The 13,793-nt window shown below is 64.9% G+C and carries 11 protein-coding genes; 6 read left to right on the forward strand and 5 right to left on the reverse strand.

The annotated features are described in order from the left end of the window. Window positions 1–134: 134 nt before the first annotated feature. The 5 genes from EN990_RS17085 (at window position 135) to EN990_RS17105 (ending at window position 7,761) form a co-directional block, all read left to right on the forward strand. Window positions 135–2,318 (forward strand): TonB-dependent siderophore receptor, encoded by a 2,184-nt coding sequence (locus tag EN990_RS17085; RefSeq protein WP_245460888.1) that lies wholly within the window; start codon window positions 135–137, stop codon window positions 2,316–2,318. A gap of 25 nt (window positions 2,319–2,343) precedes the next feature. Continuing rightward, window positions 2,344–3,204: an ABC transporter substrate-binding protein gene (locus EN990_RS17090; protein ID WP_127368171.1), complete on the forward strand. Its 861-nt coding sequence runs from the start codon at window positions 2,344–2,346 to the stop codon at window positions 3,202–3,204. Beyond that, window positions 3,201–5,204 (forward strand): Fe(3+)-hydroxamate ABC transporter permease FhuB, encoded by a 2,004-nt coding sequence (fhuB, locus tag EN990_RS17095; RefSeq protein ID WP_127388332.1) that lies wholly within the window; start codon window positions 3,201–3,203, stop codon window positions 5,202–5,204. The genes EN990_RS17090 and fhuB overlap by 4 nt, the downstream gene beginning before the upstream one ends. Window positions 5,205–5,313: 109 nt before the next feature. Continuing rightward, complete coding sequence (locus EN990_RS17100; RefSeq protein ID WP_027163019.1) at window positions 5,314–7,038, forward strand: ABC transporter ATP-binding protein; 1,725 nt, start codon at window positions 5,314–5,316, stop codon at window positions 7,036–7,038. Between the two features lie 36 nt (window positions 7,039–7,074). Next, window positions 7,075–7,761, forward strand: a complete 687-nt coding sequence (locus EN990_RS17105) for an isochorismatase family cysteine hydrolase (RefSeq protein WP_127369481.1) — start codon at window positions 7,075–7,077, stop codon at window positions 7,759–7,761. A 6-nt stretch (window positions 7,762–7,767) separates the two neighbouring features. On the opposite strand, the gene EN990_RS17110 is transcribed toward EN990_RS17105, so the two are convergent. Further along, window positions 7,768–8,709, reverse strand: a complete 942-nt coding sequence (locus tag EN990_RS17110) for an LLM class flavin-dependent oxidoreductase (RefSeq protein ID WP_013528961.1) — start codon at window positions 8,707–8,709, stop codon at window positions 7,768–7,770. 110 nt (window positions 8,710–8,819) lie between these two features. After that, window positions 8,820–8,975, reverse strand: a complete 156-nt coding sequence (locus EN990_RS17115; RefSeq protein WP_013528960.1) for a hypothetical protein — start codon at window positions 8,973–8,975, stop codon at window positions 8,820–8,822. A gap of 289 nt (window positions 8,976–9,264) precedes the next feature. On the opposite strand from EN990_RS17115, the gene EN990_RS17120 reads away from it, so the two are divergent. Beyond that, window positions 9,265–10,032 carry an SDR family oxidoreductase gene (locus EN990_RS17120; protein WP_024504731.1) on the forward strand — a complete coding sequence of 256 codons (768 nt, stop codon included), beginning with the start codon at window positions 9,265–9,267 and terminating at the stop codon, window positions 10,030–10,032. A 27-nt stretch (window positions 10,033–10,059) separates the two neighbouring features. Here EN990_RS17120 and EN990_RS17125 read toward each other — a convergent pair whose 3' ends face one another. From EN990_RS17125 to EN990_RS17135, 3 genes are read right to left on the reverse strand one after another with little or no spacing between them, the layout of a single operon-like run. Next, window positions 10,060–11,004 carry an ABC transporter permease gene (locus EN990_RS17125; protein ID WP_013528958.1) on the reverse strand — a complete coding sequence of 315 codons (945 nt, stop codon included), beginning with the start codon at window positions 11,002–11,004 and terminating at the stop codon, window positions 10,060–10,062. Next, on the reverse strand, window positions 11,001–12,056 hold the full coding sequence (locus tag EN990_RS17130; protein WP_063169488.1) for an ABC transporter permease: 1,056 nt from the start codon (window positions 12,054–12,056) through the stop codon (window positions 11,001–11,003). The genes EN990_RS17125 and EN990_RS17130 overlap by 4 nt, the downstream gene beginning before the upstream one ends. Further along, window positions 12,056–13,567, reverse strand: coding sequence for an ABC transporter ATP-binding protein (locus EN990_RS17135; RefSeq protein WP_013528956.1), 1,512 nt, complete (start codon window positions 13,565–13,567; stop codon window positions 12,056–12,058). The genes EN990_RS17130 and EN990_RS17135 overlap by 1 nt, the downstream gene beginning before the upstream one ends. Window positions 13,568–13,793: the final 226 nt, after the last annotated feature.

A 13,793-nucleotide genomic window follows, 5' to 3' on the forward strand; every position in this document is an offset into this window, starting at 1 on the left:
AACATGACCTTACTAGTCAACATTGAAGATGACTGCAACGATCAACAAATCGTCGCGACCGGCAATATCGACATGAAATTTGGAAAAGGGGGCGCAGGATGATCTCGGGACGTGGACTGATTTGGCAGGACCGGATGGCGCGAAAGCGCCTGCTGATCGCAGCGGTGTCGGTGCCGGCCCTGCTTGGCTGCGGCCATGCACTGGCCCAGGAGACGGTCACCACCACCCTGGACCCGATCAACGTCCAGGAACGTGTCGAAAGCGCCTTCGGGCCGGTCAAGGGCTACGTGGCCACCAAGGGCTCCACCGGCACCAAGACCGACACGCCGCTGATCGAGACGCCCCAGTCGATATCGGTGATCACCAAGGACCAGATGGAAGCACAGGCGATCGACAACCTCGGCGGCGTTCTGCGCTACACGCCCGGCGCCACCGGCGATCTCTACGGCACCGACAATCGCGGCCTCGGCCTGCAGTTGCGCGGCATTTCGAACGCCAACGGCGTCTTCTACAGGGACGGGCTGCAGCTTAAGGAGAGCAATTTCACCCTGTTCACCGCACTCGATTCCTATGGCGCGGAACGCTACGAGGTGCTGCGCGGACCAGCGTCGGTGCTCTACGGCCAGGCTAGCCCCGGCGGCATCATCAACTATGTCAGCAAGCGGCCGACCGAGGAAAACCTGCGCGAGATCGAACTCGGTGGCGGCAGCTTCAATCGCTATGAAGGCAAGTTCGATTTCAGCGGTGCCGTGAACGCCGACAAGTCGCTGCTGTTTCGCCTCACCGGTGCCGCTCACATGGGCGACACGCAGACCGATTTCGTCAAGGACGATCGCATCTTCATCGCGCCGGCGATCACCTGGCAGCCCGATGCCGACACCAGCCTGACCATCCTCGCCAACTATCAGCGCGACCGCTCGGGATGGGCGATGCAGTACCTGCCTGCCTACGGCACGGTCATACCGGGCAAGGACGGCAAGTACCTGCCGAACAGCATGTTCGTCGGCGAACCCGGCTTCGATTCCTACGACACCGACCAGGCCTCGATCGGCTACGAATTCGATCACCGTTTCAACGAAACCTGGCAGGTGCGACAGCATGCCCGCTACGTCCACCTCACTCACACCGAGGAGGGCGTCTTTGGTGGCGGACTGACGGACTCGAACGGCCTGGAACCTTCAAGCGGCGACTACTACCGTTACGCAGATGCCGGCGGCACCAAACTCAGCGGCGTCACCATCGACAACCAGGCACAAGCCGATTTCGGCACCGGGCCGCTTGCCCACACGCTGCTCGTCGGCCTCGACTACAAACGCTACACTTACCGCGACTATGCCTCGGAAGGGACCGTCGAGGACGGTTTCAACATCTTCGATCCGGTTTACGGGTACCCGATCACCGATCTGACGCCCTACACCGATACCGACACCACCCAGCAGCAGGTCGGTCTCTATGCCCAGGACCAGGTCAAGTTCGGCAACTGGCGGCTGACCCTTGGCGGCCGCCAGGATTGGTCGGACGCCAAGGTCTACGACAATCTGGCCGGCGGCTACATTCCCGAGCAGAAGGACAACGCCTTCACCAGCCGGGCGGGGCTCGTCTATCTCGCCGACAACGGGCTTGCGCCCTATGTCAGCTACTCCGAATCGTTCCAGCCGGTGGCCGGCGCCGACAGCGACGGCAATCTGTTCGTGCCCGAGACCGGCAGGCAGTACGAGATCGGGCTGAAGTACCAGCCGACCGGCTGGAATTCCTTCATTACGGCATCGGTTTTCGACCTGACCCGACAGAATGTCGTGCGTTCCGGTAATGAGGGCTCGCCCAACGATCTGTTCCAGACCGGTGAGATCCGTTCGCGCGGCGTGGAACTCGAGGCCGTTGCCAGCCTCGATTCCGGCTTCGACCTGAGAGCGGCCTACACCTATCTCGACACGAAGATCACCAGGGCGACCGCTGTCGAAGACGTCAACGGCGTCTGGGTCAGCAACGAGGGCAACACGCCCTTCGGCGTGCCGGCCCATTCCGCATCGCTTTGGGCCAATTACACCTTCATGAGCGGCAAGCTCGAAGGTCTCGGCCTGGGCGCCGGTGTCCGTTATGTCGGCTCGACCTATGGCGACGACGCCAACAGCTTCAAGGTTCCGTCGGTCGTGCTCGCCGACGCGGCGGTGCATTACGCCTGGCAGAACGCCACGCTCAGCCTCAATGCCAGCAATCTGTTCGACAAACGCTACGTCGCCTCCTGCTTCTCCTCGGGCTTCGGCTGCTTCTACGGCGAGGGCCGCAGGATCAACGGTTCGGTGAAATACACATGGTAGAAGCAATGTGGCGGGCCGGCCCAAAATGGCGGCGCTGACACGGCGCCAGTACCTTGCCGGCCTCGCCGCGACCGGTCTCGCTTTGCCGGGCGGCACGGCACGCGCGGCACCTGCCCGCGTCGTCTGCCTGGAATGGACATCGGCCGAACTGGTGGTCTCGCTCGGCCTGTCGCCGCTCGCCGTCGGCGACACCAGGGGTTATGGCGACTGGGTCCAGGGCCCGGCGCTGCCGCAGGCCACCATCGACCTGGGGTCGCGCAGCGAGCCCAATCTCGAACTGCTTCGGGAATTGCGGCCCGACCTGATCGTCGGCGCCTATGGCTATGGCTTGGACGAGAACAGCTTCACCAGATTGGCGCCGACCTTCAATGTGCCGTTCTACAGCGGCAAGGCTCCACCTTACGCGCAGGCGCAGCAGGTGACGCTGCAGCTTGGCAACATGCTTGGCCGTGGGACGGAAGCAGAAAACCTTGTCGGGCGCATCGAAGCCTCTATCGCCCAAGCGCGTGCCAGGCTGGAGCGGGCGGTGCAAAAACCGGTCTGCGTCGTCAGCATGTTCGACGATCGCCATGTCCGCGTCTACGGCGCCGGCAGCCTGCTGCAGGACGTCCTCGACCGACTCGGCCTCGTCAACGCCTGGACCGGCGCCACCAATGAATGGGGTTTTTCGACGGTCGGCATCGAGGAACTGGTCGCCGTCGGCGAGGCGCAACTGATCTCGCTCGATCCGATCCCGCCGCACGTCAGGATCAGGATCGCCCGCAACTCGCTCTGGGCCAACCTGCCCTGCGTCCGGAACGGCCAGGTGCGGACCATTCCGCCGGTCTGGCCGTTCGGCGGTCTCACTGCCGCCGGGCGTTTCGCCGAATTCATGGCAGCGGCATGATCGCTCAGGCAATGTCCCTGCCGCGACAGCGCGACGGCATCGGCGCGCTCATCCTGCTGGTTGCCGTGCCCGCGGGTCTGGCGCTGATGCTGACCGTCTTCGATCTCATCCATGTTCTGCCGACGCACCTGTGGTGGCAGGCGCTCACCGCCCCCGACACATCCGATCCAGTGCAGTTGCTGTATCGCTATGCTTTCCTGCCACGTGTCGCCGTCAGCGTGCTGGCCGGCGCGGCGCTCGGTCTCGCCGGTGTGGTCATGCAGCATGTGCTGCGCAACCCGCTGGCCGAGCCGACCACGATCGGCACCAATGCCGGAGCAAGCCTCGCTTTGGCGGCCGCCACCCTCTACGCACCATGGCTGCTGGAAGGCGGCCGTGAAGGGGTGGCGCTGGCTGGCGGCGCTCTCGCCACATCAGCCGTTTTCGCACTGGCGCGCGGGCGCAGCTTTTCGCCAGTGTCGATCATCATCGCCGGCCTCGTCGTCAGCCTCACTTTCGGTTCGGCCGGCGCGCTGCTGATGGCGCTCAACCGCGAATACACCGAGGAGCTGTTCATCTGGCAGAGCGGCTCGCTGGTGCAGAATGGCGATGCGGCCGTCGTTGCTCTGGCGCCGTGGCTGCTGGCCGGCATCTGCGCCGCGTTCCTGCTCTGGCGACCGCTACGCCTGCTCGATCTCAGCGACGACGGCGCGGCATCGCTCGGCACCCGCCCGGCCGTCATCCGCCTTGCCGGCATGGCTGTCGCCGTCTCGCTTGGCGCGTTGGTCGTCGCCGAGGTCGGCGTCATCGGGTTCGTGGCGCTCGCTGCCCCGGCGCTGGCGCGGCTGGCCGGAGCGCGCACGCTTGGCCGCCGCCTGGTCTGGTCGCCGCTGGTCGGCGGCGCCCTGCTCTGGCTCACCGACCGTCTGGTGCAGCATCTGCCGTTCGCCGGCGAAATCCCCGCCGGCGCCGCGACCGCTTTGCTCGGCGCGCCGCTGCTGCTGTTCCTGTTGCCGCGAATGCGAACCACCCCCGAAAGGCAGGCCGACATGATGTCGTCCGTACGCCTGCCGACAAACGGCCTGCCGTTGATCGCCGGCCTGCTGGCGCTCATCCTCGCGGTTGTCGTCGCAATGGGCTTTGGCCGTGGTGCAGGCGGCTGGCACTGGATCGCATCCGAGGATTTGACCGAGCTGCTTGCCCTGCGCGCGCCTCGCGTCGTCGTCGCCCTGTCGGCGGGCGTCCTGCTCGCGGTCGCTGGCACGCTGATGCAGCGCATGACCGGCAACCCGATGGCAGCACCCGAAGTGCTCGGCATTTCCGGCGGCGCCTCTTTCGGCGTGCTGGCGCTGCTGTTGCTCAGCGACGGCTTCGACCGCGCGGCAATGCTCGGCGCCGCACTCGCGGGCGCCTTGCTGGCGCTGACGATCGTCGTACTGGTCGGGCGGCGCAATGCACTGTCGCCGGCGCGGCTGCTGCTTGCCGGCGTCGCCGTGGCGACGGTCGCGTCGGCCTTCGCCGCGCTGCTTCTGGCCAGCGGCGATCCGCGCACGGGCTTCCTGCTCGCCTGGCTATCGGGATCGACCTATCGCGCAACGCCCAATGATGCCTTCACTGCCGCTGCGGTCGCGGTCGCCGTCCTCGCGCTGGCGCCGCTGACGGCGCGCTGGCTCGATATAGTGCCGCTCGGCGAAACTGCCGCGCGTGGCCTTGGCCTGCGGCTTGGACGGGTTCGCGCCATTCTGCTGGCACTTACCGCGCTGGCCACCGCAACCGCGACATTGGTCATCGGCCCGCTGAGCTTCGTCGGCCTGATGGCGCCGCATCTCGCGCGCATGCTCGGCTTCCGCCGTGCCGTGCCGCAGCTTCTGGCCTCGGCCATGACAGGCGGGCTGATCCTCGTTGCCGCCGACTGGGCAGGCCGGACGCTGATCTTTCCCTGGCAGGTGCCGGCCGGGCTCATCGCCGCCTTCGTCGGCGGCCCCTATTTCATGGCGCTGATGTGGAAAAGCAGGCAATGAAGTCGGCCCTGGCATATTGCCGGCCCTACCCTGCCGATTGTAGGCAGCGCCCATCGATGGCGGCCGGTGCCCTCGCCGCGTCCATCAAGACAGCTTGCGGTTCACCTCGATGATCAGACGTTTCCTGTCCTATTACGCGCCCTGGAAGGGGCTGTTCGCGCTCGACTTCTCCTGCGCGGTGCTGGCCGGCCTGCTCGAACTCGGCTTTCCCATGGCGGTCCGCACCTTCGTCGACCAGCTCCTGCCACGGCAGGACTGGACGCTGATCATCATCGCCTCGGCTGGGCTGCTGGTAATCTATCTGCTCAACACGGTGCTGATGGCGGTCGTCACCTATTGGGGCCACATGCTTGGCATCAACATCGAGACCGAGATGCGGCGCAAGAGCTTCGATCATCTGCAGAAACTGTCGTTCCGCTTCTACGACAACCACAAGACCGGCCATCTCGTCGGTCGCGTCACCAAGGATCTCGAGGAGATCGGCGAGATCGCGCATCATGGCCCCGAGGACCTGTTCATCGCCATCATGACGTTCGCCGGCGCCTTCGTGCTGATGTTCACGGTCAACATGCATCTGGCGCTGATCACGGCGGTGATCGTGCCTCTGATCGCCTGGGTGACGATGCGCTACGGCGACCGCATGGAGCGCAACTGGCAGGCGCTCTACCGGCGTGTCGGCGATTTCAACGTCCGCATCGAGGAGAATGTCGGCGGCATGCGCGTCGTCCAGGCCTTCGCCAACGAGGAGCATGAGCGCACGCTGTTCGCGCATGACAACCAGCGCTACCGCCAGACCAAGCTCGACGCCTACCGCATCATGTCGGCCAGCAATTCGCTGAACTACATGGGCATAAGGCTGATCCAGCTCGTGGTCATGATTGCCGGCAGCTACCTCGTCATCACGGGAGGCCTGAGCAATGGCGGCTTCGTCGGCTTCCTGCTTTTGGTCGGCGTCTTCGTGCGGCCGATCGAGAAGATCAATTCGGTGATCGAGACCTATCCAAAAGGCATTGCCGGCTTCCGCCGCTACACAGAGTTGCTCGACACCGAACCCGACATCGCCGACCGGCCCGGTGCCGTTACCGCCAGCGGCCTCAAGGGCTCCATCGAATATCGCGGTGTGAGCTTCGGCTACGGCGACGGCAAGCCGGTGCTGAAGGATATCGATCTCACCATCCGCGCCGGCGAAACCATCGCCTTCGTCGGGCCGTCAGGTGCCGGCAAGACCACCATATGCTCGCTGCTGCCGCGGTTCTACGAAGTCAGCGCCGGGCGGATCAGCATCGACGGCATCGATATCAGGGACATGACGCTCGCTTCGCTGCGCGGCCAGATCGGCATCGTCCAACAGGATGTCTTCCTGTTCGGCGGCTCGATCCGCGAAAACATTGCCTATGGCCGTCTCGGCGCCTCCGACGGCGCCATCGCCGATGCCGCGCGGCGGGCGCAGCTCGACGGCATGATATCAGGCCTGCCGGCCGGTTACGACACGATCATCGGCGAGCGCGGCGTAAAACTGTCCGGCGGCCAGAAGCAGCGGCTGGCGATTGCCCGTATGTTCTTGAAGAACCCGCCGATCCTGATCCTCGACGAGGCGACGTCGGCGCTCGACACCGAGACCGAGCGCGAAATCCAGAAGTCGCTGGCCGAACTTGCCGAGGGCCGAACCACGCTGGTCATCGCACACCGGCTGGCAACGATCCGCGGCGCCGACCGCATCGTCGTCGTCTCGGAGTCGGGCGTCGTCGAGCAGGGGTCGCACAGCGAACTGATCCGTGCCGGCGGAATCTATCGACGCCTGCACGACGCCCAGCATCTGGTGTCATCGCGTTGATCCACTATGGTAGCGGCCAAAGCAGGGAGCGCCCGGATGATCAAGGCAACGCCCTTCGACTTTCCCTTTGACGGCAGGCTGGTGGCCGAAAACACCGCGCTGATCGTCATCGACCTGCAGCAGGATTTCCTGTCGACGACGGGCTACTTCGCCAGGCAGGGCTATGACCCGTCGCCTCTGAGGGCGATCCTGCCGACGGTGAGCCGGCTGATCGCGGCCGCGCGCAAGGCCGGCGTCAGGGTCATCCATACCAGGCAGGGCTATAGGGCCGACATGGCCGATATGACGCCTTACGAAAAATGGCGCCGCAAGCGCTCCGGTCTCGACGGCACCGATATCCTGCTGCGCTCGGGCACGGGGTTCCAGATCGTTCCGGAGATCGACGTGGCACCGCAGGACATCATCGTCGACAAGACCTGCAACAGCGCCTTCATTTATACGGATTTCGAGCTTGTGCTCCGCGCGCAAGGCATCACGCATCTCATGTTTTCCGGATGCACGACGGATGTCTGCGTCCACACCACGCTGCGCGAAGCCTGCGACCGCAACTTTCAATGCCTGACGATTTCCGACGCCTGCGCCAGCGGCGACAAACAAGCCCACGAGGCCGCGCTTCATATGGTGACGGTCGAAGATGGCGTCTTCGGCGCGCTGGCGGATTCGGGCGCTGTCATTGAAGGCCTGTCGCGGCTTGGCGACAGGCCAGAGGCAACAAAAGGCTGAAGGAGTTCAGCCCGTTGCGCGCGTCTCCAATCCTGCACGAGACGCATATGCCCCAGGCTGGAATGCCTCGTGTTCGCGACGCGCCAGCGAATTGCGCAGCAGGGCGATCGTTTCCCGGCCGAGCGTTGCGATCTCGCGTGGCGTGTCGACACCGACAATCATGAATTCATCGATCCCGAGGGCTGCATAGGCAAGCAGCGACAGGGCGGCCTGGGCTGGCGGCCCGGCAACATCGACCGCCTTGTGACCGGAGGCGGAAGCACCCTGGTGAATCCCGACCGGAAGCGCGAAGCGCAGCTTGCCGGCCCGGCCATGTTCGGCGGCGGAGCGGCGCACCCGCTCCATCAATTGCCGGATCTCGTCGATCGAGCCCGGCGCCAGTTCAAAGACATCGGCATGTCGGCCGGCCACCTTGAGCGCCGTTCCGGACTGCCCGCCCATGCGGATGACCAGGTCGGCGCCGTGCGGTCCCTTGCGCGGCACGTAGCCGCCCTTGATGCTGTAGAACGTTCCTTCGTGGTCGAAGGGCCGGTCGTTCGACCACAGCCGCTTCAGCAGCACCAGATATTCGTCTATTCGCTGCCAGATGACGGTGTGCCCGACCGGCCGTGTTTCGGCGTCGGCATCGCTCAGCGGCTCGCTGATCATTCTCAGCGCCAGGCGTCCGCCGCTTTGCCTGTCGATCGACGCCAGTTGGCGGGCCGCCACAGTCGGTTCGACCACGCCCGCCCAATGGGTGAGCACGACTTCCAGCGACGAGGTGCGATCGAGCACCTGGGCCGCAAGATCCATGTTGGTCAGCAGTCCGGCCGAATCGTCGACGACGATCTTGCGGAAGCCGCCGTCCTCAATCAGCCCGAGCTTGGTCGCGGTCTCGGCAAAGTCGTAGAAAAAAGGAACCGCGGCATCGGCGGTCTTGCCGGGAATATGCGTGAACTCGATCGGCATTGCCATGTCCTCCGTGGTGTCGGGCGCGCGAAAGCACGCCGAGGATTCGGTTCATTCAACTCCAATTGCCTGTAAGTGGTGGGGCAGCTAACCCCGGTCGATCTGACGACTCAGGGAATAAGACCCAGAACAACGGCCCCGGTGAACACGAACGCAAGGGCAAAGACGAGATAGGCGAAAGCCCCGGCATAGGCCGGGCGGAAGGTCTGGGCATTGGCCGCCCGCTGACCACTGCGATCCGTCTGGGCGTTCTGGATATAGGACATATCGACCTCCGTCTCGTCGGTTAATCTATAAAACTTGTAGACTTTGTCGATTGCTATTTTTCGGTCAAATCTAGAATAATTTTCTCTTATGTGATGGGAAGTTGGTAGCCACTTGCTTACAGGGGCACTCGGGCGGCCGATCCGTATGGCGCGTCCGTTTTCGGGTCTGCGTCCGAATGGACCTATGACCTTGCCCTCGCGGCACTCAATTCGTGGATTGGCCGCCCGGCGCCGGCGCGGTAGCATCACCCAACCAGCAAAGCGAAATCGTCACATAGGGGCAAAAAAAATGGGCACAAGACTGGCCGGCAAGGTCGCCATCATTTCGGGCGGCGCGACGGGAATGGGTGGAGCAGCCTCGGAGCTGTTCGCCGCCGAAGGCGCCAAGGTGGCGATCATCGACCGCAACGGCGAGGCGGCCGCCGCAACCGCAGCGACAATCAGGGCACGCGGCCATGTCGCCGAGCATTTTGTCGCCGACGTCTCCGACGAGGCACAGGTCGAAGCCGCCGTGAAGGGTGCTATCGAAAAACTCGGGCCCATCACCGTGCTGTTCAACCACGCCGGCACCATCGTGATAAAGCCCTTCCTGGAGACCACGGTGCAGGAATGGGATTGGCTGCATGCCGTCAATGTGCGCTCGATGTTCCTGATGACGCGCGCCGTTTTGCCCGGCATGATTGCGGCGGGCGGCGGCTCGATCGTCTGCACCTCGTCGATCTCGGCGGTGGCGGCTACTCCCAACGAAGTGCTCTACGACACCACCAAGGGCGCCTGCCACATGTTCGCCCGCGCCATCGCCGTCGAGTTCCGCGACCGCAACATCCGCTGCAACGCCGTCTGCCCGGGCTTCATCCGCACGCCGCACGGCCTGCGCGAGGTTGCCGACCTCGGCAGGCTCGGCGTCGATGTCTCGGACGCAGCGCTGGCCGCGCAGCAGGGCCGCATCGGCGAGCCGGAAGAGGTGGCGAGGGCGGCGCTTTACCTCGCCAGCGACGAGTCGAGCTTCGTCAACGGCACGCATCTGTTCGTCGACAACGGTTTTACCGCGATGTGAACAGCTACGCCGACAGCCGCCCGGCTGTCAGCGCTCTTCCCGTCTAAATGGCTTGAGCAGCGCCGACGGTGCCACCGCGTTGCGCGACATCACAGCCATGGCGACGATGGTGAAGATGAACGGCAGCATCAGGAACGCCTCGTAGGGGATGTGTCCGAGCCCGCTCGCCTGCATGCGCAGCTGCAAGGCATCGACGAAGGCGAACAGAAGTGCCGCACCCGCCGAGCGCCATGGATCCCAGCGACCGAAGACGACCAGCGCGATCGCCACCCAGCCGCGCCCGGAGACGACGCCGAAGGTGAAGGCGTTGAACTGCGCCATCGACAGGAAGGCGCCGGCCAGCCCCATCAGCGCGCCGCCGAGGACAACCGCCTGAAAGCGCGTGGCGATGACGCTGACACCGGCCGAATCGGCAGCACGCGGATTTTCACCGACCATGCGCACCGACAGGCCCCATGGCGTGCGGTAGAGTATGAAAGCGGCCAACGGAATGGCCAGGATCGCCATGTAGACCAGCGCGAACTGGTTGAACACCGCCGGCCCGAGCACCGGAATGTCGGACAGGATCGGGATCGGCAGCGTCTGAAAACCATTGATGTTGGGCGGCACAGACTGCTGGCCGAAGATCAGCCGGTAGAGGAAATAGGCAAGGCCCGACGAGAACAGCGTCACGCCGATGCCGCAGACATGCTGGCTGAGGCCGAGCACCACCGTGAACAACGCATGCAGCGCGCCCATCAGCATGCCGGTCAGCACCGCCGCCAGCACGCCGAGCCACAGGCTGCCGCTGAGGCTGGCAGCAGTGAAGCCTGTCATCGCCGACAAAAGCATGATGCCTTCGATGCCGAGATTGAGCACGCCGGCCCGTTCCGAGAACATTTCGCCCAGCGTTGCAAAAGCCAGCGGCGTGGCGATACGAATGATCGCGGCCAGAAAACCGACCTGGAAGATCTGTTCGAACACCGCGCTCATCGGGCAACCCCGACGCGGCGGATGCGATAGGCGGTGAACAGCAGCGCCACCAGCATGGCGAGCAGTGCAGTGCCCTGGATGACATCGCTGAGGAAGGCCGGCACGCCGGTCGCCCGCGACATCGCCTCGGCGCCGGTCATCACGGCGGCAAGGAAGATCGCCGCCGGCACGACGCCGAGCGGGTTGAGCCGCGCCAGCATGGCCACGACGATGCCGGAATAGCCGTAGCCCGGCGAGATGTCGCTCATCACCTGGAAATGCACGCCGCCGACCTCGCCGACGCCGGCCAGTCCGGCCAGCGCGCCGGACAGCAGCGCTGTCGAGATCAGCACGCGCTCGACATGGATGCCGCCATATCTGGCCGCTTCCGGGTTTTCGCCGGTGACCCTTATCCTGAAGCCGAGCGTGGTGCGCACGATCAGGAACCAGATCAGCGGTGCCGCCAGCAGCGCCACGATAACGCCGAGATGCAGCCTTGTACCTTCGATCAGCACAGGGAAATTGGCCGAATCCTCTATCGGCGGCGAGATCGGATAGCCGCTGAAGGAGTCCTTCCACGGTCCTTCGATCAGCGCCATCAGCGCGTAGTAGATGACCGAGTTGAGCAGCAGCGAACTGACGACATCGTCGACCTTGAATTTTACCCTGAGGGTCGCCGGCACCAGCGCGACCGCGGCCCCGGCCGCAGCGCCTGCGACCGCCATCAACACCATGGCGAGCGGTCCCGGCATCGGGATGGCGCCGACAAAGCAGCTGGCCACCGCGCCGGCCAGCAATTGACCCTCGGCGCCGATGTTCCAGAATTTTGCCCGGAAGGCGACCGCCACCGCCAGTCCGGTGAAGATCATCGGCGCGGCGCGCACCATCGTTTCGGTGATCGCATAGCTGTCGCCCAGCGAGGCCGTGAACATCACGCCATACGCATCGAGCACGCCGGCGCCGGCCAGCGCGATCAGGCCGCTGCACAGGACAAGCGTCGCGCCGATAGCCAGCAGCGGCAAAGCGAGGTTGAACCAGGCCGGCGTAGAGGTGCGGACTTCCAGGCGAAACATCAGCTGTGCCCCTCCGCCCCGGTCATCATCAGGCCGAGCTGTGCGATCGTTGCATCGGCGCTGTCGAGCGTGCCGACAATGCGGCCCTCATACATCACCGCGATGCGATCGCAGAGCACCAGCAGCTCTTCCAGATCCTCGCCGATGACGATGATGCCGCAGCCCTTGGCCCGCATGTCGAGGAACTTTTCGTGGATGAAACGCGCCGCGCCGATATCGAGCCCGCGCGTCGGTTGCGAGACGATCAGAACCTTCGGGTCGAAAGCGAGTTCGCGCGCCAGAAGGGCCTTCTGCAGATTGCCGCCGGACAGCGCGCCGGCGCGGGTCATCGGCCCGGGGCACCTGATATCATAGGCCTTGATCTGCTCTTCCGCGAAGGCGCGGATCGCATCCGGCTTGAGCAGACCCTTGCTGCTGAACGCGGCGGTGCCGATGCGCGGCAACACCATCGAATCCGCGAGCGGCAGGTTGGTAACCAGCCCCGTCGTCATACGGTCTTCCGGGATGCGGCCAAGACCGAGCGCCTGCACTTCGCGCGGCGAAAAGCGTGAGACTTTCTGGCCGGCGATCGTCATCCGGCCGGCGTCAGGTACGCGCACGCCGGAGATGACCTCCGCCAGCGCGCGCTGGCCATTGCCCGACACGCCGGCAATGCCGAGGATTTCGCCTGCACGCACGGCAAGCGACACGTCGCGCAGCGCCGTACCCGAATGACGCGAGGTGGAAATGCCATTGAGGGTGAGCACAGCGGCACCCGGCGTCGATGGTCCCCGCGCCGGCGGCACGATCTCATGGCCGCACATCAGTTGCGCCATTGCGGACGATGTCGTGTTGGCGGGATCGTCGACGCGGCCGGCGACGCGCCCATGCCGCAGCACTGTGCAGCGATGCGTCAGTGCCCGCACCTCGTTGAGCTTGTGCGAGATGAAAATGATGCCGAGCCCTTGCGCCGCCATCGACCGCAACGCCGAAAACAGCCCGTCGACCTCGCTCGGCGCCAGCACCGCCGTCGGCTCGTCGAGGATCAAGAGCCTGGCGCCGCGAAACAGTGCCTTGACGATTTCGAGCCGCTGCTGCTCGCCGACCGACAGCGCCGAGACCGGAAGATCGGGATCAAGCGTCAGCCCATGCTGGCGGCCGATCTCGGCCAGCCGCGCCAGCCCGCCGGCGCGGTCGATCCGCCCTGTCTTGCCGGGAATGCCTATCAGCAGGTTCTCCAGCACCGTCAGCCTTGGCGCCAGATGAAAATGCTGGTGCACCATGCCGATGCCGGCGGCTAGCGCATCGGCGGAACTTGTGATCCGCACCGGCCTGCCCTGGATGAGAATCTCGCCGGCGTCGGGCGCATAGGCGCCGAACAGCACGTTCATCAGCGTCGTCTTGCCGGCGCCGTTCTCGCCCAGCAACCCGAGGATTTCGCCGGGCGCGACGCTGAGATCAACGGCCTCGTTCGCCTTGACGGCGCCGAAGCTCTTGGTGATGCCGCGCATTTCGATGAGGGGGGCGGACAAGGGGGCTCCTGAACGGACGGGCTTTGCGATTCAACTTTGATTGAGAGGAATGCGCTGCACCCCCCTCTGGCCTGCCGGCAATCTCCCCCTTGAGGGGGAGATTGGATGTCATATCGGCTTTCGCCAATTTTCTTGAAAGAACAGCGCGTCGCCGAAACTGCTAATCTCCCTCCTTGAGGGGGAGATGTCCGGCAGGCCAGAGGGGGGCGCTGGCCCGCGAACCTTG

It is taken from the genome of Mesorhizobium sp. M7A.F.Ca.US.005.03.1.1 (genome assembly GCF_003997975.1).
Lineage (GTDB): Bacteria > Pseudomonadota > Alphaproteobacteria > Rhizobiales > Rhizobiaceae > Mesorhizobium > Mesorhizobium ciceri.